We start from the raw sequence: 26,980 nt of genomic DNA on the forward strand, positions 1-26,980 counted from the left end.
CACAAGGGAGAGAATCCTGTTATTCGATATTACTAATATTAGGGTCTATATTGTCAACCTCTAAATCAAGCAATCCGATTAAAGCGTCAAAATCACAGATTACTAGATGGTGTTTATCATAGGCTACATAGCCCAACTTACGCAACTCACTTAGCATGCGATTTAAACTTTCTCTTGATGTGGCAGCAAATTCAGCCAACTCTTGATTTGTTAGGGCGATATCGATAAAGATACCATCCTCGCGCTTTACACCATAACTATTGGCTAAGCGCAACAAGGTAGAATAAAATGCTCCCTTCTTGCCATATAATAGCAAGTCTCGGTATTTTGCCTGTTGACGTCGCATATGTAATGTATAGATTTTCATCATTGCAATGGCCAATGAATGGTCTTTTGCAATAGCAGCCTCTAACAAATCATAGCGAATAGAATAAACAGAGCAATCCTCCCGAGCAATGGCGTTGAACACATATGTTTTTGTGTTCTCCTCATACAACGGAACCTCACCAATTACATTATTCGGCCCTACTAGACGCAATGCAAAAATGTGCCCACTAGCTTCGAACTTCTTAATGCTCATTCTACCTTTTACTACTACGTAAAAGTGTTCTGCCTTGTCCCCCTCATGGAAGAGAAAATCACCTTTTTTAAGATGGAGTTCCTCGCCCGGCAAAGCAAGCAATTGGTTAATTAAATTTTTATCCATACCATCACCACTCCATTGTACTTTTAATATAAAATCCATTAGTTATACTAATCTATTTATAGCAAAAGTACATGTATTATATACTTTTTTGTATATACAAGATTATTATAACTTATTAATTTCAGAATATGTGTGTTTTATGTCACATTCACAAAAATTTTTACAATATATAATATATTTGTGATATAAGACATTGCAAATTTTGTTGATACAATAATTATAACTCAGTTCTTTCACTTAATCGAATATTTTCTATAGTTTTTATTATAGATTACAATATTTATATACAAAGAACCCTAGTTGTATCTCCCTTGTCTTCATTGCATGTATAGTTTTTCAGTAAGGAGAAGTTCAAAATGAGCGAACTAAAAATGCCTCAAGTAGGGGCAAGCCGTAGCGAAATTGTAGCTAATTGGCAACCAGAAAATCCAGAATTTTGGGAAAAGTTTGGTAAGAAAATTGCTAAACAAAACTTGGTTATCTCTACAATCGCACTAACACTTTCATTCTGCGTATGGTACTTGTGGGCAACCATTGCAGCACAACTTAACGGCGCAGGCTTTAATTTCACAACAGATCAATTATTTACATTAGCTGCCTTGCCAGGTCTTGTAGGTGCTACATTACGTTTTGTATATACCTATATGCCAGCATTGATTGGTGGTAAAAACTGGACATTTATTTCCACACTTATTTTATTAGTTCCTGTTGTATGGCTTGGCTTTGCCGTTCAAGATACAACAACTTCTTATACGACATTCATGATTTTGACTGTCCTTATCGGTTTAGCGGGCGGCAACTTCTCGTCCTCCATGGCGTACATTGGCAACTTCTTCCCTAAATCCGAAAAAGGTACTGCTCTTGGTATCAACGGCGGCGTTGGTAACCTTGGTGTTTCTGTAATCTACTTCTTGGCTCCATTTGCTATGGGTTCTACTGCACTAGGTAGTGTATTTGGTGTAACACCAGCTATCATCAAAGGTAACGCAGTATACCTTGCCAATGCAGCTTTCATGTGGATCGTACCACTCGTTGTTATCCTTGCACTTATGACACGTTTCATGGATAACTTACCACTAGAAAAACCAAATCCTAAAAATCTTGTACAAATCTTTGGGAACAAACACACTTGGGCGTTTACATTACTTTATACATGTTCCTTCGGTGCTTTCTCTGGTTATGCAGCAGCACTTGGTCTATTAGTAGGTAAAGAATTCCCAGAAGTACCATTTGCTTCTATCGCATTCGTAGGTCCACTTGTAGCAGGTGCACTTCGCCCTGTAGGTGGTTGGTTAGCAGACAAAATTAACAGCGGTACAAAAGTTACCTTTGTAAGCCTTCTCGGTCTATGTGCAACAACAGCGCTAATTGCGGTTGGCGTAGATATGCACAACTTCCCATTCTTCTTTGCTATGTCCGTGTTGACATTCGTATGCTGTGGCTTCGCAACTGGTGCTACATTCCGTATGATTCCTCACGTATTTGGCAATCCATTGCTTTCCTCTTTAATTACAGGTTTCGTTGCTGCCGTAGCTGCATACGGTGCCTTCATTACTCCTAAAATCTTCGGCTTTGTATATTCCATGTTCGGCAATATTCACCCAGCCTTTGCTGTATTACTTGCGTTCAACCTTGTAACTGTATCTGTGTGCTACTGGTTCTATGTGCGTAAAGGTGCAAATATGAACGTATAATTTTCTGGAAACAGAAAATTTACGTTCACTCGACGGTACTACAAAATATAATTCACTTTCATAAACTAAGTGATAAAAGAAACCCCGCATCTTTCCTCCATACTTATCAGGTCTGCGGCCTAGGGCCTTGACCTCGTAAGTCGGATTGATGCGGGGTTCTCTTTTATAAAAATATAGCCATGAATAAGATAATCGAATATAGTGAATTATATTTTACACAGTACAGTACGTATACAAAATTTTCTGTTCAAAATTATAGCCTTCATTTTGAGGGAAAAAAATGGACTGCTAAGCAGTCCATTCATTCTAATTTGACGATATATATCTTTATCTCTATAATATAAATAGATAGTCAGACGAGTAGGAACGTCAGGCGCATCTCAAAAACTAATTATCTAGGAAATGGCCTTTCTGTTTATCTAATTACACTTGGTAACGGAGGGCTATTTGCTTTTTGTGAGGCAAATAAGCGCTATAAGTGCTCCAAAGGAAACGACTAATGTCAATATTCCAATGATAACTGTAATAAGTTCAAAGTCACTCATAAGCTCACCCCCTTCTATAACGAAGAGAGACCCAACCTCGCCGACTACCTTAAGAACATTATAAATCGAACGAATATACGATACAATAAGCAGTTATTTATCGATATATATGAATTAAATAATAACAAAAAGGGACTGCCAAGCAGTCCCTTTTTATTATCCAAAAATTTCTTCTAGTAGTGCATCGTCGATGATGGTACCAACGTAGAAGTCGCTGAAGATGCCGTATTTTGCACTGGCTACTTCGAAGCGCATATCGTATACGATTTTTTTGAATTGAATGTCGTCATTACTAAAGATGGTAATGCCCCATTCCCAGTCGTCTAGGCCACAGCCACCAGTAGTGAATTCAGATAATACATCCAAGTATGTTTTACCAAGTTCACCGTGAGCTTTCATCAAAGCACCGCGCTCTTGCGGTGGTAACATGAACCAATTGTCATCACCTTCGCGTTTTTTACTCATATTATAAAAACAGATATATTTATCGCGAGGTACATGAGGATATAATTTTTGATTAACCTCCTCTGTATCTAACTTGGCCTTAACATAGGTGCTTACTTCTGTTACAGAAGTATAAGAATAAGTTTGCACCAACACACTTGCAATAGCTAAACGACGGAATTTGCGTTCTACTTGAGCCAAGTATTCAAGGGATGGACCGAGAATCCATAAGATTAAATCCCCTTTTGCTCCATTACAATCATAGAATGCATAGCTACCTTCTTTAGCTTGATGTTTAGCTTCAAGGTCGGCTAAGAATGCTTTTAATTCATTGCGCGCTGCTGCTTTTTCATCCTCTGTGAAACAGTTCCATGCGCTGAAATCCATGGCGAATACCATGTGTTGGCTATGCCAACCTTCTACTGTAGGGATTGCTTTTCCCATTATGATCACTCCTATCTATGGTGATTATATCAAAATAATAATGTATATCTATAATTACGGAAATCAAAAGACTCCACTTACTATTATAGCATATAGAGTCTTTTCAATTTAGTTTCTATTGAGATTTTTTATTAGTATATTCTTTAGTTAAGACTAAATTACTGCTTTTAGGCTGAGATAATCCTATGTTGCTTAATACTGTACTAACTCTTTTAAGCAAGTCACTATTTTACTTGTCATTCACAAGTTTTTCTACGAGTTCTTTTGCTTGTTTTACACCGTCAGGGATCCCGATTCCATCAAAAGGTGTGCCGATGAGGTGTAGATTTGGATACTGCTCGGCTACATGTTCACGTACGACTTTAATACCTGCACGATGGCCTACATTATATTGAGGCATGCAGTGAATGAGACGATTGATGCGCACCCACTCTGGCTTGGCAGAAAAATTCATAATATGCTGAATTTCTTTGACTGCCAATTCTGAAAGTTCCGCTTCACTGAGTCGTTCTACTACATCATTACCTGGCTTACCAATAAAGACGCGCAAAACTACCTTATCATCAGGGGTAGTTTGAGGCCATTTTTGATTAAGAATAGTACACGCTGTAAGAGGTGTATCCGTATTACGGGTAATAAGCAGACCAGATCCTTTTAAATCACCATCAAAGGTACTTTTATCAAAAGACATAATAGCAATGGAGCAACTAGATTGCTCCATGGATCGCAAGAAATCAAAACCCGCATCATCCTTGAACCATTGAGTATATGTTGCCGGCGGTGTAGTGATAATCACATGGTCTGCCGTAGATTGACAGCCACAAGAATCGTTACACGACTTCACTACATCGATTGCATATACACCATCAATATATCGAATATCAGAAACTAGCGCACCTGTATGCAAGTGTACATTACTAGGCATAGCCTTGACGATAGCAGTAATCACGCTTTCAAGTCCACCTGTCAATTGACGAAACATGCCGGATTGAGCAGCAGTACCCTTTCGACTTTCCATATCCGCTTGTGTCTTAGCAGACTGATGATTAGAACTAGTCTTTGTCATTTGACTAGAATTGTTTACACTATTACCAGCAGAAGTATCTTGACTAGTCTTAGCTTCGTGACTTTCAAATTGACGGTCCGTCATAGTGCCTTTACCAGCTCGAGGAACATCACCTTCAGTAACAGCCCCTTTGGCGGCCTTAGAGACACCTGCTTTGGAGTGACTCATCTTAGCAGCCATCATACCTTTTACCATGTTCCCATACTTTTGTTCTACTTGAATAAAATGAGGGAATGTCGACAATAGGCTAATTTTATAAATATCGCCACCATAGATACCCGCTAATAGGGGCTCGATGAGTTTATCCATCATTTCTTGTCCTAAGTGGTATTTGAAAAAATGACCAATGGATACATCCCCATTTTTATCGAGTTGGTATGGTTTCTTAAAATAATCTAGGCCAGCACGCAATTTACCAGGCCATGAAATGAGTGTTGCTTTCACAAAGGGCATCATTTCCGTAGGAATGCCCATGATGGAGCCGCCCGGAATTGGGTGGATAGAGCCCTTATCATATACAAAGGCTTGACCTGTTTCATTAGACACAAGGGTATCACCTAGTCCAAGATCATGCACGAGATCTGTCATTTCTGTTTTACGCCCCAAATAGGAGTCAGGACCGAGTTCCACTACGAAGTCATCCACACGTTGCGTTTGTATTTTCCCACCAAATCGTGGTGCTTGTTCGAAAAGAGTAATGGTCCATTCCGGCTTTGCATGGCCTAAATAATAAGCCGCTGTTAGCCCTGTTAAGCCACCGCCCACAATTGTTACATTCACGAATGAATCCTTTCTATTATTGCACTCGCCATTGCTTGTAAAAATGTTTCATTACAATTTGGCATGGGTGCACGCATATATGTTGCGCCCTTTGCTTCAACGAGTTCTTTACACTCCACATCATTATCGTACAGTACCTCAACGTGATTGCTTACAAATCCAAATGGTACAAAAGCAATGCGAGTAGCACCAGTTTGTAAAGCTTCATTGATTGCATCCTCTACGGTAGGTTCCAACCATTGGCCATGAGGAGCCGCACTTTGCCATGCCACAGTCCAGTTCGGTAATTTACAATATTCAGCAATCTCTTTAGCGCTTTCCTCTAAAGCCAACGCATACGAATCGCCATCATGATTATTGATAAGAGGTATACTGTGCGCACTAAAAATAACGAATACATCTTTAGCATTATGCACACACTTTGAAAGTGCTTTTACCCAGTATTCCTTAAAAGTTGGTTGATCCCACCATGAACGGATAAAGTCAAATGTCACATTATCATGGTTTGAAATGGCTGCTTGCACTTGTTTTTCATAAGCTCCAGTACCGAGAGCGGTGAAGAATGGAGCTGTTACAATAGCGATAATATGCTCCACTCCTTGCTGGACTAAGCAGTCAACCGCATCTGCAATGGATGGTTTCATGTGTAAAAAACCAATAGCGGAAGGCATAGTTGGCAACAGAGTAAGCAATGCTTTATATTGGCACTCTGCCATAGTTTGAAGCTCAATATTTTCCCATTGACCGATTGTATCATAACGCTTAGTGAGATTTGTAATCTCTGCTTCCGTTGGTACACGGCCACGACGAATGCTCGTCATATAGGGTACTAAATCATCCTTACTTAAAGGGCTACCATAAGACAGGAATAATAATCCTTTTTTTTCTACTTTCACTAATTTACCTCTCTTGAGCCCAAATCTCACGACTACGCTCATGCACATAGTCCGTTAGCCAATGGAGTTTTTGAGGATCTGCCTCGGGGAATACGCCATGACCTAAATTAAAGATATGGCGACCATAGCGAACTCCTTCGAGCAAAATACGATCTACTTCGTGAGCCAATGTTTTTTCGTCTCCGAACAGATACGCTGGATCTAAGTTACCTTGCACGGTTTGCGTTACACCCCGTTCATTCGCCATAACAATGGAACTACGCCAATCAAGGGCAATGACGTCTAATGGCAAATGAGACCAAATAGACACCAAATGGTCAGTGCCAACGCCATTCATCGCTATAGGTAAATGAGGATATTTAGCTTTTACAGCCTTAATGATTCGTTCCATATGAGGGTAAATCCCTTGTTTATACTGATCTGCATTAACAGCCCCTACCCAAGAGTCGAAGATTTGAAGTGCATTGGCACCCGCTTCGGCTTGCATGGATAAGTACGCAATGGACATGTCCGCCAGTTTAGTCATCAATGCATTCCACACATGAGGAGCACCGATGAGCATGCCACGAGTCTTATTGTAGTTCTTCGTTGGTCCCCCTTCGATAAGGTAGGATGCAATCGTAAACGGCGCACCGCAAAAACCAATGAGTGGCACGTCGAGCATGCCAGATGTTAAGAGTGTAATCGTTTTACCGATATACTCTACCTTGGTAGGATCAAAGGAATCTAGAGCCTCTACATCAGCCATAGAACGGATAGGCGTGCTAAACACAGGACCCACACCGGCCTTGAGCTCAACATTTACATTCATAGCCACCATTGGGCTCATGATATCTTTGTAAAGGATAGCCGCATCAACGCCGTATTCCTTAACAGGTAATTCCGTAACACGAGCACATAACTCGGGCTCTTTTGTAATTTCAAATAATGAATATTTCTCTTTGATTTTGCGATATTCCGCTTGGCTACGACCAGCTTGACGCATATACCACACAGGCGTTACACCAGGGTTCTTCCCTTGGATCATGTCCAAATAAGCTGTGTTCAAGTACTCAACCCCTTTCGTTCTAAATGTATACTAACACACTATGGTAACTAAAACAGTTACTTTAGTTACAATCACACACATTATTTATTCTTTAATAATCCCTAATAATCCCTGTGAAAGCATGTGCCTCCACAGGGATTATTATTTCATTACCACTTTGATTTAACTAAGACTTTAATTCAAGTATGTCGTTAAATTTACTAGTACTGTAATGTAACCACTACTTTAATTTGACTGAGTCTTTAATTCAAGTCCGAAATTCATTTAGCTACGACTTAGTCTATGGCAATCGATGCCCATAATAGATTGAGCCATATCATATACGGAGCGTTGACAGGTAAAAAGCCAAATCTGTTGATTCTTTCCAAGCTCAGCCAACAGTTCCAAGGCACTACGTTGACGATTTTCGTCAAAGCGCACCAAAATATCATCCAAAATAATCGGCAAGGATTCTACTTGATAAGAGAATACCTTTGCTAAGGCAAGACGCAATGCCAAGTATACTTGGTCAGCTAGACCACTAGACCAGAATTTAAGTTCTAGTCGTTCCCCATCGTTGTTGATAAGTGCTACCCCTTTGTTGATACCTAGAATATCAAGTGTATACCTCTCACCAGTTAGGCTTTCAACATAAGAGGATGCAAGTTCTAACATATGAGGTTGTTTTTCTTGTTCATATGATTGTTGAGCCTTATCCATACAATGGCTTATCAATACTTGCGTAGCCCAATCTTCCAGAGCAGACTCTAATTCACTTTGTAAAGCTTCACGTTCTTGCAACATTTGGTGTTGTTCTTGGTCAGATCCAAGTGTACGCATGGCTTCAACGATTTGACCGCGACGCTCGTACAAGGTAGCCAATTTATCTTCAATAGAGGCTATTTCACGCTCAGAGTGAGCCAATTCATCTAACCAGTTATCTTTGTTGCCTTCTCGCAAACGACGATAGAACAGGTCTTTATTCTCCGCATCAGGAGCAAGTAAATCCAGCTGTACCTGACTTTGCTTGTAGATAGTTTGCCACTGTTTATATTGGTCCTCATCGATAAGATGTTGACGATACTCGTTGGAACTTTCCATACCCGCTTTATGGAGCAGTTCTTGTTGACGAAGGAGTAGCTCTTTTTCCTTACGATGCCAATTATCATATTCATTACGGAAGCTTTTACGTTGTGCTTCCTTTTGTTCCCATACAATTTTATTTTGTTGGAAGTTCTTATATTGGTTATAAATGCGTTTTAGCTCTGTTGGAGATACTGGCGCCTCTATCCCAAGGTTATACCACAAAGCCATCGCTTGGTCTTCAATAATACGTAGGCCTTCTTTATGCTCCGCTAAACGCTTTTCATAGCCTTCTATAGTACGTAGTTGCTCATGATATTGATCATATTCATGTTTGAGGCCAAAGAAATCATCTTCATCGAGACTCTTAGCCGCCCCTTGTGGTAACCAGTTTTGCCATGCTGCGAGAGCTTCATCGTAAATACCTTGTAATGTATGACCTTCTTGAATCCAACGTTCAAGATGTGCCACCCCTTCTAAGGATGGTACAGGACTCGCTGTAGGCGTAGCAGCCTTGATCAAAGCCTCTAGCTGATGTTCTACATCAGATTTACGGGAAGATAAAATTTGTAACTCATAGTTTAATTTAGACACATCAGAGTTACCATTATGAAACCTCCAGGTAGCATACCAGAATAGCCCCATAGATAGAATCAAGAAAATAAAACCACCTATAGTATATAATGCAGATTCAAGAACCAACAGGCCTGCTAATACTACCAATACAGCTATAACAGCACCTATACCACTAATGCGTTGTAGCCATTTTGGCAGAATTGTGGGCTGTGCGTCTGAACCATAACTATTCCGTCTAGCCTCTAGTCTAGCCTCTACTTGATCTATATCCATTAAGATACGATCTAATTCACGTTCTAAATATTCTTTTTTAGCTAATTCTTCTTCACTAAAGTTAGGTAAAGTTGCACCTTCAAGGTTCGCCGTCGGCACCTCATCGGTAGCCTCTGCAGGTTTGCGGTCTTGCCAATGTAAAAGTTGTTCTTTTGCGGTGCGCAAACGACTTGCCAAACGTTCTCCATCAAACCAATTGATGTCTTCTGCCATTGGCTCATCGTGACGCCACGCAGAATGTAAGGTGCGTGAAAACTCTAATTGTTCTCTAACCTTACGGATGTACGCATCGCCTTCTTCGCACTCACGGCGTAATTGCTCCCATTTAGCACCTTGTTGAATGAGGTCTTCAATATCTTGGCCGTAAGTTCCAAATGGGCTATCAGGACTAAAGTTAGCGGGCATCAATGCCGCTTCCTTTTCCTGCCATAATTGCATATTGTCACGAGCCCGTTTTATTTCTTCATCAAGACGTAGGAACTCATCACGACTCAAGGCGAGCTCACTATTATACTGCTGCATGTGCATACGCGCCTCTTCACTGCGACGATATGTATCCCACGCACGCAATACTACATCGATACCATCCCGATATTCCTTCCATTCTTTCAACTGATTTTGCAATTCCATTTCGGTTTGCTCCGTACTGTGAAAGACGGTTTGTAATTCCACATATTGCGCTTCATGCTCCGCCAACTGACTCAACTTTTGACGGTTTTCTTTAAGCTCATCCATCAATACATTGATGCGACGTTTACCATTCGAGGATGCTACAAGTAGGTCTGTAGCCCCTTTTTCAACATCCTTAACAGCTCCACCTAAGTGTTCTCCTCCTTCGGCGCCAAAGAATCGAGAACGAACCTCTACCTCTTGTAATACATCAAGGCCTTGTAGATCGTCTAATGTTAACGCAAATATGCGGTTATATGTTTTTTTATCGATGCCATGCCACCAATGTTGAGCCGGCTCTTCATGGATGGCAGGATGACCAGGGCTGTAAAAGTCTAACTGCTTACCCTTACGACCGATATAGTAACTTTCACCATTACGGTCCACATCAAGGGCCCCCGTCATAGGGCCATAAGCCTTATGAGTACCGCCAAATAACAAGGTGCGCATCCCTTCGAGCAAGGATGTTTTACCACTTTCATTAGGGCCATACATGAGTTGAACCCCATTGTCACCCGTGGTGAAAGACCAGTCGCGATATGGGCCAAATTCATCAAATCGTATGCGTTTAATGTTCATCATTAGCCCCCATCAATACAGTAACACCTTCAATTTCACAACGTTTCAAAGCTCGTGCCAATAATTCATCACTCAATAAATCGGCATATGCGCCTAAGCGCTTAAATTCAGGACGATCAGCCATGATTTGACGCGCAATCTGTATCGCATCTCCATCTACCATATCGTCATAAGCACGCAAGTAATCACCTACTACATCTGTTAATAAACGTCGTTCAACTAGATTAATACTAGGTCGTGTATTAGAAATAATACGGTAAGGCATAACGAATATAGATTTGCCTTTCTCTTCATTTTGAGACTCTTGCAACCATAGTTTTCGAATCCCCTCTTGCGTACATAGGCGATGTAGAGGTCCCGTTCCGGACAAAACGAGGGACAACAAGATGTTTTTCTTATGTTGCTTTCGCAAGTTTTCTTTTTTACGCCGCAAAATCTCTAAGAAATCTGTTTCATTTTGCATGCCAGCAATATCGATTTTGATTTCCTCAAATCGAACAGCACAGGTGTCGATAAATCGCAAATCACAATGACCATTATGAGATACGGATACAAGATAACATCCCTTAGGTCCATGTTCTTTACGATGCAATCCTTGCGAATTACCCGCATAAACTACGAGAGGTTCCTCGCTAAGAACTTGAGATTTATGAATATGACCCAATGCCCAATAATCCATGGCAGCCTCTGTTAAATCAGTTAAGTTACAAGGTCCTGTTACATTATGATTTTCAGAGCCTACACTAGAACCTACAGTACCATGCATGACAGCAAGGGAAAACTCATCCCGTTCAAAAGCTCTGTATTGACGAGCATAGTTGTCGCTTTCATTACCATGACCACAACTAATGCCATATACGCCACCAATTTCTATATTATTAACGATGAGCGGGAAACGCTGTACCTGTTCGCTAGAAAATATATGGACATTATCTGGCATCTGCAGTTGCGCTTTCCAGCTTTCAGCAGGATCATGATTACCTTGTACCATATAAACATCAATACGATGCTCAGCCAAGCGATACATGGCGCGCACAAAACGGACTTGAGCCTCTAAATTATGGTCTTCGCTATTATAAATATCTCCAGCTATTACGACAGCATGCACATGTTCTGTAATAGCAGTATCAATAATTTTATCTAAGGCTACATAGGTTGCTTCACTTACGGCGCGATCAACAGCATTGCTAATACCTGTAGCATATTGAAAGGGTGCCCCTAAATGCAGATCACCACAGTGTATAAATCGAAACGGCTGCATCTATATCCACTCCTCCATTAATATTTTTATTATAGTTATATATAGTAATTACAATAGTTTATTATACTACAAAACCTTAAAGATAAGTTAAAAATAACTATCATTTAGCATCAAAAAGATATAGTTAAACTAAACTTCTCTTAACTATTAATAAATATAAATTATAAGATAAGCTCATATTCTCTCATCATAAGATATGAATCATAACATGTTATTATTTTTGTTAACCAATTCATGTATTAAGTTGACAATTTATACATGAACGTTTACAATCAAATTGTCAATATATTATGTTTTTATTAAGTTAACAATTTCCCGGAGGCTATTATGGCTTTGCCTATAGATCAACAACCATCCCAAGTGGGTACATACGAAAAAATTCTTACCATTGCAAACCGCATCATGAACGGCGGCGAAATTACAAAAGAAGAAGCAATCGAGCTGATTCATACTTCAGATGATGATACCATGATTCTACTCGCTATGGCTGATAAAATTCGCCAACATTTCAATGATAATTCTGTGGATGTATGTGCCATTGTTAATGCTCGGTCCGGCAAATGTCCTGAAAACTGTAAATTCTGTGCTCAATCCGCACACCACAACACAGGCGTTCAGGAGTATCCTTTCATGGATGAAGAAAGCATTCTCCAAGCAGCACGTAAAGCTAAAGAGGCTGGTGCAATTCGTTTTTCCATCGTAACAAGTGGTCGTAATACTAATAACCCTGATGAATTTAATCAAATCATCCATGTATTAGGCCGTATCAAAAATGAAATTGGCCTTGAAATCTGCTGTTCTCTTGGGTTGTTAACTTACGAACAAGCACTCAAATTAAAAGAAGTTGGCGTTACTCGATACCACTCCAATATCGAAACGGCACCTAGTCACTTCCCAGATATTTGTACAACACATTCCTACGAAGACAAAATGTTTACCATAGATAATGCACAAAAAGCAGGCATCCGTGTTTGCTCTGGCGGCATTCTTGGTCTTAACGAAACATTAGAACAACGCGTAGAAATGGCGTTCGAACTTAAACGTTTACATATTGACTCCGTACCATTAAACATTTTGAATCCTGTTAAAGGGACTCCATTTGAAAGCAACGAAGCTTTACGTCCATTGGATATCTTACGTACCTTCGCTGTATTCCGTTTCATCTTGCCAAACGCATTGATACGGACTGCAGGTGGCCGCGAAGTAAATCTACGAGACTTACAAGCTTATGCTCTAAAAGGTGGCCTAAACGGTATCATGGTTGGTGGCTACTTAACTACTGGCGGTCGTTCACCTCAAGACGATCTCCAAATGATTCAAGACTTGGAGTTGACTCGCAATACAGCTCAAGTCTAAAAACCTTATATATACCATTCTCTACATCAGTAGAGGATGTAGTATATAAAATATTCCCTAATGCTTTATAAATATTTTACACATAAAAAGAACCATCTAGTTTGCTGTACTAGATGGTTCTTTTATTTCCATAATAAAATATAAATGGCTTGACCATTTGTGTTCCCTGCAATGGGCTCAGGATTCTCATTAAATTCTACATTCTCATACGGCGTCCCGTCTGACATGTACGCATCTACCTTCAATGTTTCCATGGTTCGATTATATCTACTGATATAAACTTTATATCGCAATTCGTCGCCACCCAGTTCATTAACTCGCAGCCACAAAAGCGCATCGTAATCACTCTTCTGTACACTGTCATTGTCAATAAATAATTGGTTTCCTGATGCATCTGGTCCAACATAGTACCAGTCCGTTGCGTTAGTAGTCCCCCCTATACTGAGTAGCCACAAAAGTGTTAATATGGTGAATATTTTACTCATATGACTGCCCCTCTCATGCTATCGAGCTGTATATTTTATAAAAGCTTAATGTGGATAAACCTTTATAAAATATACAACTTCTCCTTTATATAATACCAAAATTGTCCCATATTTATCAACAATAATTAAAATTAATTACCATGTTTTTTACAAATATAAGAATTTTAAAGAAATTTATTAAATTTCTTCATTTTTAACTCATTTACCATTCCTATAATGATAATGTCAAATGATAGATAGAGGTAACAATTCCCTGGTTGCCGTACGTGTATTTATCTCCCGACAAGTAATACTAACCCCAAACCTACTACTTGTTTAAATACATGTTTCATTTGATATTAATACTAACACTCCCCTTACATGAAAAAAGGACTCTATACAGAGTCCTTTTTTCGTTACTTCATAAACTTATACATATTGTTAAGTCTACATACATATTACCATAAGGGTTAATAGTAAAGGGTTTATAAGGACTCACGAATTAACAAGTAATACTATATTCTCTTAAAAAGAAAAACACTCAAAAGCTTAAGGAAATACAATAACCATTACGCTTTTGAGCGTTTTTTATTATAAACTACAATTTACTAATTTCTATCTTACTATTTTACTTCAGCCCAACCTAAAGCAGCGCGTTTTTCATCGATATCTGCCAAAATTTTCTCAGCTACTTTAGCAGGATCCGTATTTACATACATAACAGAGCCTAAGATATCTTTAGTGTCTTCTTTGAGCCATTTTGTAACGGCATCAGAGCCTTGTGTAGGTGGCTCAACACAGTGATAAGAGTTAATCCCCATCAAGCGGAAACCAAGGGATGCATCGATACCTTTTTCGTTAGACCATTCAGGGCTAGACATAGCAAATGGCAATTGAGGTAAGTTAAGGCCAAGTTCTGCAGCAATACCGCCGAAGATACCAGAGGAACGCGCATTATCTACACATTCACCCACATGCCATACTGGTGGTTGATCATCGCCCAAGAACTCTTGCAATGCAGGGCTACATTTCTTGTTAGCATCTGTATTACAATAGCCAAGTTTCATCAATGGGAAAGATGCACAACCGTTTGTAAGGATGATACAGCCATTTTTAATAAGTGTATCAACAATATCTACAGTAGCTTTTTCGTAGATAACGCGAGGGTTAGAACAACCTACTACATTAACGATACCGCGAACTTTACCAGATTTTAAAGCCTCTGCCAATGGTTTGAAGGAACCATAATGTTTAACAGTGGATTCTGGAGAGAAGCCAACTTCTGCTGTGATTTCGTATGGCGGAATGAATACAGGCATACCTTTACGCAATTCATGCGCTTCAAGAGCACGATCCAAAATTTTGCAAGCCAAATCTTTTGTTTCAGCCAAGTTAGTGTGATGATGATCGTAGCCGATGTGTTCAGCACCTGGTAAACGAGCTGCATCAGACGTAGTGATAACCTTTGTGTTGAAGCAACGTGCTACGTCCATGATAGCAGGATACACGTCTTGAACGTCAGCTACCCAGCAATCAAGAGCGCCTGTACCAAGTACAAGCTCAGCACCGATAGCATTACACAATGGAATAACATTTTCATAACGGTACATACTGGACAAACCAGAGCAGCAGATACCGTAGAATTGGATACCTTTAGCGCCGATAGCTTTTGCTTTTTCTAAATATTCTTCAGAGGCGCCAATTTTACAAATTTGGGATACCAATGTTGGTAAATGACCATGAACAGCGATGTTAACATACCCTTTTTTCAAGGCACCGATGTTAACTTTGGAAGTACGACGACCACCTTGTCCGAACAATGCATCTGTAGCAATGTCTGCCGCTACTACGCCTGTGAATGTGAAAGCAAGACCACAACGCAAGAATTGTTTCATATTGCTTTCCCAATCGCCATCTGTACCTACGGTTGTACGATGATATGCATCAAAGGCTTCATTGTATGCGGAAACAGGCAAGATATCCAAGTTTTTCCAAACTTCGCGACGCTCTGCAGGAGCCATAGCTGTAATTGTTTTATATTCACCTGGCAATGCACGGCTCAAATCTTCGAGCAATACATCTGCTAAATCATTAGCCACTTCTTTCAAGGAACGACCTTCTTCAGGGATGTTGAAAGCCTTACATACAGTACGGATTTTTTCTTCCCCTAAAATTGGAATGTCCAATTGGTCATTAGCAGCAGCTTTCAAAGAAATCAAGATTTCACGAGCATGTGCACCATGTTGAGTCAAACCACCTGCAGCAGCACGTGTCATATTACGAGCTACGATGAGGTCAGCATCCGCACCGCAGACACCACGAGGACTCTTAGGTGTAATTTTACAAGGGCCCATGAAACAGATACGACAACATATACCAGCAATACCAAATGTACATTGTGGTTGTTGTTTATCAAAGCGGTCAAATACCGTATCACAACCGATTTGCTCCATACGAAGAATCATTTCACGCACAGCAGGATCTGGTGTTTGTTCAATTACATCTTGTTTTGTAGGCCATGTTTTACGATACTCAGCAACAGCTTTCATGTAGTCATTTACACCATGTTCATGAGGTACCCCTGGTTCATGAGTGTGTGGCACCCATTTATCCGTCGGAAGAGCCTTTGCATGACTATGGTCGTGACCATGATCATCATGACCGCCACAGTGGCAATGATGTTCATGATTATGGTCGTGACCATGTTGTTCACCATGATTGTGTTCATGGGTATTTTTATTTTCCACATCTTTACTCATTTGAAACCTCCTAGGGGCCTACATAGGCCAACCAATAAAAACAAAAAACATATTCTACTTTTAATTCACTTTAAATCCACTACAATGATGGGTTTTAAGTCCTATCTCCTAAATATGTTTTAAATCACTTTAAGTATATTTTCTGAAAAGACATTTGTCAATTAAAATTTGAGAAATTTTTGACGCATCTATATCTAAGAATATGATAATTACTATATTTATTAAATTCGATTTTTTCAGTTTCTTTTCATAAATAAAAAGAGACTAATTCCTAAACTTTACAGGAATTAGTCTCTTTATTTTATTGATTAATTGATTGATTTACGTATTAATTTATGTATTAATTATTAATTTATTAATATGATCCTCCCCTCAGGATATGCCACCTAAATATCTTTATACCTATGCACTACAAAAATTGCTGCATGATATGTGCTACTTCAGATAAATGGAAACGTTTTGCCCGATCAGACCTTGCCACAAGAACTAATTGGCGGAAACAAAGTTTCGATGCAAGAGGATAGAATTTAACCTTATCGTCATCCCCCTTGCTATTGAGCGTGCTCGGCAAGAATGTAATACCATAATCATCTTCTACCAAGGACCGGCATGAATCTAGAGTTTCAGAGCCAATGACGGCTTTGGGCACAAAGCATTCCGCTTGGCATAAACGGTTTACCAACGTCCGTAATTTGAGTCCTTCTCTTAGCAAAATAAACGGAAATGCTCCAAAGGGTGCAATTTCTCGAATTCCATCACCAGTCATGAGAGAATCTGCAATGGCTATAGCCTTCTTATTTTCCACACTAATGGCCAATAAAATCTGCTCATCTAAAACGGGATAACTTTCAAGATCCTGAGAATAAATCGGCGTTGGGAATAACCCTACATCTACTAAACCATCACAAATTTGCTGTTCCAAGAAGTGAGATTCACCCTCTACAACATGGAACTCCCAAGACGGTTCAATCTGTTGAAAGCTTTTCAATGTTTTCCCGAGCATATGATGTCCATAAAATTGAGACAAGCCGATACGCACATGATAGGCTACATCTGTGCCTTGATTAATGATAGATTGCGTTAAAGCCTCCGCCTTTAAAACTAACGGCATGCCCTCTTTTGCAATTTGTAACGCCGCAGCCGTTGGCACGACTTTTGTACGATCACGAACAAACAACGTAACTCCTAGCTCTGCTTCAATGCGACGAATTCCCTGACTCAACGCCGGCTGAGAAATATATAACTTTTTAGATGCCTTAGAAAATGATGCCATCTCAACGATGGTACTAATATATTTAATGTCTTTTATGTCCATATACGAGTCCTTATAACTATGTACATATACAAGTCTTATAATAAAACATTATTTCTATTATAACTATATATTACTAAAATATACGTTACATATACATGGGGAAAATAAAAAAATACCAAGAAATTTAGTGCCTTACAAACCTAAATTTCTTGGTATGTCTTATAAGTTAAACGAACTACATATAGTATGCGGTAAAACCGCATTCTATTACAGCCCTTTTTAATTTTTAGATTACATTAAAGATTTAAGTACATCCAATACTTCTTGAGGTAATTCGTTTTTATGACCTTTAAGTTTTTCTACATAATCATAACGGAATTCGAAAGCTTGGTGTAATTGGTGATGGTATTCACGTACTTCGAATGGAGGTTCAAAACCTGGTACCTCTACATAGGAAAGATTTTCGTATTCACAAAATGGTTTGAATTCCAATGTACCTTCCACCAAACGCTCTAACAAATCAAGAGTAACTTCTTTAGGAATTTTATTTTCCAAGAAGAAGCCTGTGTTCATGATGTAGCATTCAACGCCACATTCGCAGAACAATTTTTTATAGCTTTCATAGTCACGAACCAATGGATATGTACGGAATGGATTTGCGTAAGGTTCGATAACAAGTGCATTTGGATCGACATGAGCATCCAGTTTTTCCGCTGTAGAACGGCGTGTAGCGAGTGTAGCACCCATAGTAGACGCCAATACAGGATCGGAGATTTTAAGGATTGGTGGCAAAGTTTTATCTTTCATAAGCCATACTATGGCATTAACAGGTTCACCAACGTAGTTTACGCGATTATCTGTCCAGAATTGAGATTTGATAGCACGACCATTGCTATTACGCACATCTTCGGCCAATACAACCTTGCGACCATCTTCATCCATTGTTACACCTACGTTTTGTAGCGTCAACAAGAATTCATTAGCAGGATGTTCCACAGGATAATCTTGCATTTTATCGAAGTATGTAGGTTCAAGAGCAATAGAACTCAAATCGTTTGTATTGATAACATACGCATCGTCATGCAAGATAGAAATATCATATCGACCACCATGTTTTTCATGAGTCAATGTGGATTTACCGGAACCGGACAAACCGAATACACCGATAGTATATGTTTTACCACCTTCAAGGTTGTAACGTTTCATACCGCCGTGGCATGCAACATAGTCGAAGCGATTTGCCAAGGACCACGCAAGTGTAAGCGTACCTTTTTTATGCTCCCCGAAGTAACGCATACCAAGAATCATGGCACAGTTATGAGCAGGGTCAAAAATAGCAAGACCACCTGGATGACCTGGCACAACATAGTCAGGATCAGAGTAAATATAGATATCGCCTTCCGGAATGTCCACACTGTCGTTGTAGAACTCTTTTACAGCCGCATCAAAGAACTTAAAGTTCATAAGCCAAGAATACAAAATAGACGCGTGATCTTTTGGAATCATTAAATGAGCACGAGCTGTGAATTTTTTATCAAGACCAACGATAGATTCCGCAGAAATCCACTCTTTATTGCGGCTATCATATACTGCATCGCGTGCAATATTAGCGAGTTCAACTTCATCTATGCCTTCATCGCCAATAATACGGCGAGCTTTAGCATAACGGCCAGTAGTTTTACCATCGTTTGTAACAAGAACTTTTGCATCAGCTGGCAAACCTTGCTCTAACGGTTTAAATACTGGCATATCGAGGACGATAACACCTGGCTCTTCAGAGGCTAATTGATACGCTTGTGCCACAGATGTTACAGGAGTTACATTGTTCCCATAGAATGCAGTTTCAATTGTACTGCGCATCATAGAAAATAATGGGTTTGTTTTGATTTCACTTTGCTTCCAAACGCGTCTTGTAGACATAGTATCTAGATCCTCACCTTTAAATATATTAGTAATTTCTCTTGTAAAAGTAATGTTGTAAATGAAAACACTGCTTAAGCAAATACTTTCATTATTTTCTATTTTACCCTTTTCAATCAAATTTGTATACATAAAACAGATGATTTATAGGAAATTAATGTATGTTTATTTTGAATTAGTGCAACACATTTGGCCAGATAAAAGAGACGAGGTCCAAAGTCCTCGTCTCTTTTCAAGGTTTAAAAGTACAATTATTTCTTATCTTTATTGATAAATGCATCGATTTTGCTAATTAGATCATCTACCTCAAAATCGCCGCGTTCTGCCATCATCTTGATTGTTGCCACCTTAGCCATTACTTTTACCATAGGTGTTTTTAATTTCTCAAATTTAGGATTTAAAGAAATCAAATGATCTACAATATCCGGGCATTGTTTAATTAGATTTGACAATGTTGTTTTTGCATCGATATGGAATCGACCATTTGCATCAGTTGTTAATGGTTCTTCTTCTACCTCTTCTGCTGCCTCTTGAGCCAAGGATTTTTCTTTACCACCATCGCCTACAAAATCAGTTTTATCCCAAGTCAACAATGTACGGGAACCCTCCAGTTCACGGATATGAGTACAGTCTTGCATCATTTCCAATACGCCGCGGAATTTACCATTTTCATCGCGTACTGCGGTGTAGATAACATAGATGAACAAGCCTGGTTTATTGATCCAGAATTCCGCTTGGCTTTGTTCGCCAGAACGGAACTTCTCTACGATTTCTTCTACTATATGAACAGATTTTGCTGGGTGACAATTCTTCACCTCACGGCCGATAACGTTCGCACTGCGAGGGAAAATACGATGTGCCGTATCGCTGTAGAACTTAACTAGTTCATTTTCATCTACATAGGATAAATCTACCGGTAAATGACGGAACAACAAATTAATTTGCTCTAATGTCAATTTACCCGTTGCTACATCGAGGACTGCGTCCTTACCAACGGGCGCACCACCAACAGGACCTACATATTTAGATAGCAAGCCGGCTAAATCATTTAAGAACTCGTTAGATACAGCACCACCTTGAGCTGAATTATTGCCATTCAATTGTGCCGCAGAATCATTGATACCTGGCACTACATATAAGCCTGGCGCATTGATGATAGCATAACCAATTTCATGGTCATTTTTACTCATCCGCACAAACTCTTCGTCACTCAACAATTTATAAGACGTTGGCAATAAGACTTCTAGTTCTTTAGAATTCAAATCCCGTAATTTCGCCAAAGTTTCTGGTACGGACGCTAGGAATTCTTCATACTTATCTTCCCGAAGCAATGCATAGGATGCAGAGATAGCATCGCGCACAGCATCATCAAAGGTCCACATAATGCGCGTTGGACGGTCAAAGCCGTGGTCCTCAAGCATTGGATACAATTGATTTTGCTTACGAGACAGATGTGTTCTCCACTCTGCTAAGGAATCAAAAACACCGAGCCACGGATTTTTGATAAACTTCTCTTGCTTTAATAATTCATCCGCTTCTAGGGCTACCTTCTCAACAGCGTTGATTTCTTCCAAGTACGCCCACAATGGATGATTTTTAGGGTACTCATTTTCGGCACGTACCAAAACGCCATCAAATAATTCTAAGAGATCATCCATTTTCTCTAGGATTTCTTCGTCCTTGTAAACACCTTTCAAGCTTTGCTCTGCGTAAGCAAATTCATCAGGCGTACAAGTACCTAGTTTCTCTTTTAAAATGCGATTGCCCTCTTCTAAGGACAATTTACCATCTAAATAATCTTCTTTAATGGACACAATAATTCTGTAACGTTCATTGTTAATATCTAGCTTTTGTTTTAATGGATTCATATGCTTATACCTCCACGGGCTAATCTATAATTATAGTTTTATTATATCATTTTGAAAGTAATTTTCAGTTGCTACAGATACAATTTTGATTAATTTTTAAGATTTACGAATCCAATATTATGAACATGAATAACCTTACTTTATTTTTTAGAATATTTTGGCATACAAAAACTGCACTTCAAAAATTGTGTCCAATTTTTGGAGTGCAGTTCTGTATGAGTGCCTTTGATTAGTTTTTAAAATCAATATATTCAGTTTTAGAAGATGCTACAGGTTTACCATTAGAATCTGTGGCAGGACTAAATCTCCATTTAGAAATAGTATCAACAATGGCTGCATCAAGAGTACTAGAACCACTAGATGAGACAACTTCAACGTCCCCTACAGAACCATCTTCCTTGATGGTAAAACGTATATCTGCACCATGAGCAGCTTCACCATAGGCCGCGAGCAATGCTCGGTCAATAGGTGGTGTAGCTATAGCTACTGGTGGATCATATGGAGCTGCCAACACAGAAGCTACCATACTCATTACAAACAATGAGCTTAATATAATACAACGCAACACTTTATTCATCGTTTTCTCCTTATTTAGCTTTCACAGCTTGCTTAGGCAGAGTAATTGTCATCCCAATAATGGATTCGTGTGCCTTTTGATCTGTGCCAATAGCAGGGGTAAACTTCCACTGCAAAATTGCTTTTTTTACTGCTTCATCAACAGGAGCATATCCAGAAGAGCGCTCTACGAAAACATTTTTAACATTACCTTTTTTATCAATCAAGAAGCGTACGCGCATATCAGGCGCTACCATAGCGGTTTGAGGGATCTCAGGCAACTCAGGTTTTACAATAGTAACCTCTCTTGGAGATTCTAAAAACTTCGCCGCATCAGCTGTATAATCACTTAACATGCCAAAAGATGCAACGAGTACTGCTGCAGCAGCGTATCGGAATAATTTATTCATAAGAAGCCTCCTTATTAACCTTTTACCTATGCATAATATCATACTAAATAAAGATGAATATTAAAAGAATAAATTCTTATTGATAAAATTTCTCATTTATGATATATTGAATTCAAGATAACTGTCCGGACTCACATATCTAGTTGATATGACAAAAAACTACACAAAGGAGGTTCATCATGAGACGTAGAAAGCGTATTCAAATGAAGGTCATGATGGTACTTGGTATCGTTGCCCTCGTTGGGCCTAGCCATCTACAAGCACTTATTCCCTAGATTATTTTGACCTTAGCAGAAGACTGTATAACTGCCACTAGCCGCTACGTTAGTAGCGGCTATTTTTCCGTTTAAATTCAGAGAGATATTCTCCTTCTTCAAATTATTTCATTATTAGAACAAAATATTTCTCTCAAACAAAGTCATTAATGTTTTTAAATTTAGTATCTATAAAAAAGGAGGCTTATTATGAAATTTAATCGAATTTTATTAGTCGTCGTATCATTAGCACTTATAGTATTTGCCCTTGCAGGCTGCGGAAAGGACACAGCCCAAGATAGTCAGAAAAAACTTAATGTCGTAGCTACTACAACGATGTTAACGGATTTAGTAAAAGAAATCGGCGGTGACCATGTAACCGTTCAAGGTCTCATGGGACCTGGTGTAGACCCTCACTTATATCAAGCGAGTGCAGGCGATGTAACAGCTATGTCTAAGGCGGATGTTGTAGTATACAACGGCATTCACTTGGAAGGTAAAATGGGCTCCATTTTTGATAATCTAACAAAGCAAAATAAAGCGACCATCCGCGTATCTGATGCCATTGATCCAGCTACATTGCTCGACTTTGACGAAGAAGATGGTGTAAAAACAAAAGACCCTCATATTTGGTTTGACGTTGCTAACTGGAAGCTGGCAGCAAAAGCAGTATACGAAGGTCTTGCTAAAGCCGATCCGGCTCATAAAGAAGATTACCAAAAACGCTATGACGCATACCTTACTAAATTAGATGAAACTGATGCGTACGTTAAAGCTCAAGCAGAATCTATTCCAAAAGAATCTCGCGTACTTGTAACAGCTCATGATGCATTCCAATACTTTGCTCGTGCGTACGGTTTTGAAGTAAAAGGTTTGCAAGGTGTAAGCACTGCCACAGAAGCAGGTACACAAGATATGAATAACCTCGTTCAATTCATCGTAGACCACAAGATCAAAGCTATCTTCGTAGAGTCTTCTGTACCTCACAAAACAATTGAAGCCGTTCAAGAAGCTTCTAAAGCTAAAGGTTGGAACGTCTCCATCGGCGGCGAATTATACTCTGACTCTCTCGGCTCTGAAGGCACTGAAGGTGGTACATATATCGGTATGGTGAAAGCTAATATTGATACAATTACCAAAGCACTTAAATAATCATTTATTAGAATTTCTTAATTGAATACAACAAAGTAAATTTACTTATACTAAATTAGATTGACTTAAGTTTACTTTATTATTGTAAGTACATGTGCTACTAGCAATTCACAGCCAGTAGCACGCATTAATACAAGGAGGTTTCCATGGAATGGGCCGTTGAAGTTGAAGATATGACCGTAGCATATACGACAAAACCCGTATTATGGGACGTAGATATGAAGGTACCCATCGGTTCCTTAGCGGCCATTGTCGGCCCTAATGGTGCCGGTAAATCTACATTATTAAAGGCCATGCTCGGCCTACTAACAGTTATCTCAGGAAGTGTAAAATTTTATATAGATCACCACTTAGCGATGGACAAAAACGATTACAAGAAAATCGCCTACGTCCCTCAAAGTGGTAGCGTAGACTGGGACTTCCCTACCACCGTACTAGATGTAGTACTCATGGGTCGTTATGGTCATCTAGGTTGGTTTAAGCGTCCTAGCAAAAAGGATAAGGAACTCGCCCTCTCCATGATAGAAAAAATGGGCATGAGCGACTATGTGGATCGACAAATTCGCCAGCTTTCAGGGGGACAACAACAGCGCGTCTTCCTCGCAAGAGCCCTCGTCCAAGAGGCAGATATTTACCTCATGGACGAACCGTTCAAGGGCGTCGATAAAACCACAGAGCATGCTATTATTTCTCTTTTACAAGAAATGAAAGCTCGCGGCAAAACGGTTATCGTCGTCCACCACGATTTAAATACGGTGCCCCAATATTTCGATTGGGTAACGATGGTGAACAAACAAACTGTCGCCTATGGTCCTGTAGCAGATACGTTTACGGACGAAGCTATTGAGCGCACCTACGGCAAGGGGAGGATTGTATGACCATATTCCAATCCTATACGACGCAGATGGTACTGCTCGGCACGGCGTTATTAGGCCTCGCTAGCGGTATCGCTGGCACCTTTGCGGTACTTCGCAAGGAAAGCCTCATCGGTGACGGCCTATCGCATGCGGCACTGCCCGGTGTGGTCATTGCCTTCTTGCTGACAGGCATCAAGGACATCGAGGTTCTCATCGCCGGTGCCGCACTTTCATCGATAACTGCGGCTTGGCTCATTACCATCACCGTAGAAAACAGCAAAATCAAATTTGATGGCGCTTTAGCCACCATACTCTCCGCCTTCTTTGGGCTCGGTATGGTATTGCTCACCTATGTACAAAGCTTAAACAATGCTGGTCAGGCGGGGCTTTCAAAATTCATATTTGGACAGGCAGCCACCATATTGGCGCGTGACGTGTACATCACATCTGCAGCGGCACTCATCATCATCGTGTTAACCGCATTATTCTGGAAGGAGTTAAAGCTCATCTCCTTCGATGTGGAATACGCCGAAACACTACAAATTCCCGTCACTTTCACCCTTATTTTATATCGTTCACTATTGATCATGACCATCATCATCGGCATTCAATCGGTAGGGGCTATCTTGATTAGCTCCCTCCTCATTGCACCCGCCGTCGGGGCAAGACAGTGGACGAACAAACTGGGCACCATGTGTATATTAGCAGGATGTTTCGGCATGATATCCGCCATCGGCGGTACTATCTGGAGTACAGCGGTCCCCAAATTACCGACAGGTCCAGCTATCATCGTCATTTTATCGATTCTCGTATTATTGAGTCTCATCTTTGCTCCTAACAGAGGTATGCTCTGGCAGTTCCGTAAAAATAGACGGTCAAAGCACGCATTATTGTTAGAAACCACAAGGACTCCCAAATCCAAGGCACAGCAAAGTATTTACATAGCAGAGGACGCACAACCTCGCATAGGAGGTGCCCCATGACAGTTCATACAGAGATATTGCTCATTGCCATTGCGGTGTCCATCGCATGTGCCATCCCTGGGGTCTTCCTCGTATTACGTCGCATGTCCATGATGGCCGATGCCATTACACACACCGTATTCCTCGGCATCGTGCTAGCCTTCTTTATAACGGAAGATTTAAACTCTCCATTTCTACTCGTCGGGGCTACCTTAGTTGGTGTAGGCACCGTATGGCTTACAGAAATGATACATAATACGGGGCTTGTCAACGAAGATGCGTCTATCGGCATCATCTTCCCGCTTCTATTCTCTATCGCCATCATTCTAGTCAGCCTATACAGTGGTAACGCTCATCTCGATGTAGATACCGCATTACTCGGCGAAATAGCCTTTGCCCCCTTTGATCGATGGATTGTGAACGGCACAGACTTGGGGCCTATATCGCTATGGATTTCCCTAGGCGTGGCGCTCATCAATTTAATTTTAGTCATGCTATTCTACAAGGAATTGCAACTCTCCACCTTTGACCCGCTACTAGCGGGGCTCTTCGGCTTTATGCCAGCCCTCATCCACTATGTACTCATGACCATGGTATCCCTCACCGTTGTGGCCTCGTTCCAAGCGGTAGGTGCCATTCTCGTCATCGGTCTCATGATAGGACCTGCAGCCATCGCTTATTTATGGACGGACTCTGTGAAAGCCATGCTTAATAGTAGTATCATCATCGGTATTATCTGTGCTGTCATCGGTACAGAAGTCGCTTTCACCATGGACGTATCCATCGCGGGTTCCATTGCAACTACCATCGGTATCGCACTGATTATCGCTGTTATCGCAACACCGAAGACTGGCTATATCGCCACATACCGCCGTCAACGTCATTTGCGTCGCCATTATCGGGAAACGATGATGCTATGCCATATTTATACTCATATGGATACGCCTATCGCGCACGTTGAAAACGGCATCGGTACCATTCATGAGCATTTGAACTGGAGGCCTGATTATACTCATCAAGCTGCTTCACAGCTAAAGAAACAAGGTCTATTATATGTGACAAATGGACACTACGTGCTTACTGATAAGGGTATAGCACAGGTTAAAGAGATTATTTAAATACAAT

General features: G+C 40.1%; 20 protein-coding genes. 6 read left to right on the forward strand and 14 right to left on the reverse strand.

Annotated features, from left to right (window positions below; translation table 11 throughout):
- Nucleotides 1-19: 19 nt before the first annotated feature.
- Nucleotides 20-706 carry a Crp/Fnr family transcriptional regulator gene (locus E7A03_RS04490; RefSeq protein WP_077708021.1) on the reverse strand — a complete coding sequence of 229 codons (687 nt, stop codon included), beginning with the start codon at nucleotides 704-706 and terminating at the stop codon, nucleotides 20-22.
- 356 nt (nucleotides 707-1,062) lie between these two features.
- On the opposite strand from E7A03_RS04490, the gene E7A03_RS04495 reads away from it, so the two are divergent.
- Complete coding sequence (locus E7A03_RS04495; protein WP_077708020.1) at nucleotides 1,063-2,400, forward strand: MFS transporter; 1,338 nt, start codon at nucleotides 1,063-1,065, stop codon at nucleotides 2,398-2,400.
- 701 nt (nucleotides 2,401-3,101) lie between these two features.
- Here E7A03_RS04495 and hemQ read toward each other — a convergent pair.
- From hemQ to E7A03_RS04525, 6 genes are all read right to left on the reverse strand, one after another.
- The gene (gene hemQ, locus E7A03_RS04500; RefSeq protein WP_077708019.1) at nucleotides 3,102-3,833 is read right to left on the reverse strand and encodes a hydrogen peroxide-dependent heme synthase; all 732 of its coding nucleotides are present in this window, start codon (nucleotides 3,831-3,833) and stop codon (nucleotides 3,102-3,104) included.
- Between the two features lie 229 nt (nucleotides 3,834-4,062).
- The gene (gene hemG, locus E7A03_RS04505) at nucleotides 4,063-5,679 is read right to left on the reverse strand and encodes a protoporphyrinogen oxidase (protein ID WP_316073734.1); all 1,617 of its coding nucleotides are present in this window, start codon (nucleotides 5,677-5,679) and stop codon (nucleotides 4,063-4,065) included.
- Nucleotides 5,676-6,575, reverse strand: a complete 900-nt coding sequence (gene hemH / locus E7A03_RS04510) for a ferrochelatase (RefSeq protein ID WP_012863809.1) — start codon at nucleotides 6,573-6,575, stop codon at nucleotides 5,676-5,678. Before hemH ends, hemG begins: the two co-directional genes overlap by 4 nt.
- Nucleotides 6,576-6,579: 4 nt before the next feature.
- Entirely contained in the window at nucleotides 6,580-7,623 is a 1,044-nt protein-coding gene (gene hemE / locus E7A03_RS04515; RefSeq protein WP_123138387.1) for a uroporphyrinogen decarboxylase, read from the reverse strand.
- A 264-nt stretch (nucleotides 7,624-7,887) separates the two neighbouring features.
- Nucleotides 7,888-10,782 carry an ATP-binding protein gene (locus E7A03_RS04520; RefSeq protein ID WP_123138386.1) on the reverse strand — a complete coding sequence of 965 codons (2,895 nt, stop codon included), beginning with the start codon at nucleotides 10,780-10,782 and terminating at the stop codon, nucleotides 7,888-7,890.
- A complete protein-coding gene (locus tag E7A03_RS04525; protein ID WP_123138385.1) occupies nucleotides 10,772-12,043 on the reverse strand; it encodes a metallophosphoesterase family protein in 1,272 nt (423 codons plus the stop codon). The genes E7A03_RS04520 and E7A03_RS04525 overlap by 11 nt, the downstream gene beginning before the upstream one ends.
- A gap of 327 nt (nucleotides 12,044-12,370) precedes the next feature.
- Here E7A03_RS04525 and bioB point away from each other — a divergent pair, with 327 nt between their 5' ends.
- On the forward strand, nucleotides 12,371-13,399 hold the full coding sequence (bioB, locus tag E7A03_RS04530; RefSeq protein WP_060919357.1) for a biotin synthase BioB: 1,029 nt from the start codon (nucleotides 12,371-12,373) through the stop codon (nucleotides 13,397-13,399).
- Nucleotides 13,400-13,521: 122 nt separating this feature from the next.
- Here bioB and E7A03_RS04535 read toward each other — a convergent pair whose 3' ends face one another.
- The 7 genes from E7A03_RS04535 to E7A03_RS04565 form a co-directional block, all read right to left on the reverse strand.
- Nucleotides 13,522-13,884 (reverse strand): hypothetical protein, encoded by a 363-nt coding sequence (locus E7A03_RS04535; RefSeq protein ID WP_008603073.1) that lies wholly within the window; start codon nucleotides 13,882-13,884, stop codon nucleotides 13,522-13,524.
- Nucleotides 13,885-14,486: 602 nt separating this feature from the next.
- Nucleotides 14,487-16,622, reverse strand: a complete 2,136-nt coding sequence (gene cooS / locus E7A03_RS04540) for an anaerobic carbon-monoxide dehydrogenase catalytic subunit (RefSeq protein ID WP_278618585.1) — start codon at nucleotides 16,620-16,622, stop codon at nucleotides 14,487-14,489.
- A gap of 409 nt (nucleotides 16,623-17,031) precedes the next feature.
- Nucleotides 17,032-17,937: a LysR family transcriptional regulator gene (locus E7A03_RS04545; protein WP_004697697.1), complete on the reverse strand. Its 906-nt coding sequence runs from the start codon at nucleotides 17,935-17,937 to the stop codon at nucleotides 17,032-17,034.
- 231 nt (nucleotides 17,938-18,168) lie between these two features.
- Complete coding sequence (locus tag E7A03_RS04550) at nucleotides 18,169-19,797, reverse strand: phosphoenolpyruvate carboxykinase (ATP) (RefSeq protein WP_012863802.1); 1,629 nt, start codon at nucleotides 19,795-19,797, stop codon at nucleotides 18,169-18,171.
- A 251-nt stretch (nucleotides 19,798-20,048) separates the two neighbouring features.
- Complete coding sequence (locus tag E7A03_RS04555) at nucleotides 20,049-21,665, reverse strand: PAS domain-containing protein (RefSeq protein ID WP_287509326.1); 1,617 nt, start codon at nucleotides 21,663-21,665, stop codon at nucleotides 20,049-20,051.
- A 229-nt stretch (nucleotides 21,666-21,894) separates the two neighbouring features.
- Nucleotides 21,895-22,242: an energy transducer TonB gene (locus E7A03_RS04560; RefSeq protein WP_004694054.1), complete on the reverse strand. Its 348-nt coding sequence runs from the start codon at nucleotides 22,240-22,242 to the stop codon at nucleotides 21,895-21,897.
- Between the two features lie 10 nt (nucleotides 22,243-22,252).
- A complete protein-coding gene (locus E7A03_RS04565; protein WP_024061071.1) occupies nucleotides 22,253-22,630 on the reverse strand; it encodes an energy transducer TonB in 378 nt (125 codons plus the stop codon).
- Nucleotides 22,631-23,094: 464 nt separating this feature from the next.
- Between E7A03_RS04565 and E7A03_RS04570 the strand changes: the two genes are divergently transcribed.
- The 4 genes from E7A03_RS04570 (at nucleotide 23,095) to E7A03_RS04585 (ending at nucleotide 26,973) form a co-directional block, all read left to right on the forward strand.
- Nucleotides 23,095-24,036, forward strand: a complete 942-nt coding sequence (locus tag E7A03_RS04570; protein ID WP_008603086.1) for a metal ABC transporter solute-binding protein, Zn/Mn family — start codon at nucleotides 23,095-23,097, stop codon at nucleotides 24,034-24,036.
- Between the two features lie 146 nt (nucleotides 24,037-24,182).
- Nucleotides 24,183-24,914 carry a metal ABC transporter ATP-binding protein gene (locus tag E7A03_RS04575; protein WP_004697906.1) on the forward strand — a complete coding sequence of 244 codons (732 nt, stop codon included), beginning with the start codon at nucleotides 24,183-24,185 and terminating at the stop codon, nucleotides 24,912-24,914.
- Nucleotides 24,911-25,876 (forward strand): metal ABC transporter permease, encoded by a 966-nt coding sequence (locus E7A03_RS04580; protein WP_278617632.1) that lies wholly within the window; start codon nucleotides 24,911-24,913, stop codon nucleotides 25,874-25,876. The genes E7A03_RS04575 and E7A03_RS04580 overlap by 4 nt, the downstream gene beginning before the upstream one ends.
- Nucleotides 25,873-26,973 (forward strand): metal ABC transporter permease, encoded by a 1,101-nt coding sequence (locus tag E7A03_RS04585; protein WP_278617633.1) that lies wholly within the window; start codon nucleotides 25,873-25,875, stop codon nucleotides 26,971-26,973. The genes E7A03_RS04580 and E7A03_RS04585 overlap by 4 nt, the downstream gene beginning before the upstream one ends.
- Nucleotides 26,974-26,980 lie beyond the last annotated feature (7 nt).

Origin of the sequence: Veillonella parvula (assembly GCF_032472435.1) — a bacterium.
Lineage (GTDB): Bacteria > Bacillota > Negativicutes > Veillonellales > Veillonellaceae > Veillonella > Veillonella parvula_N.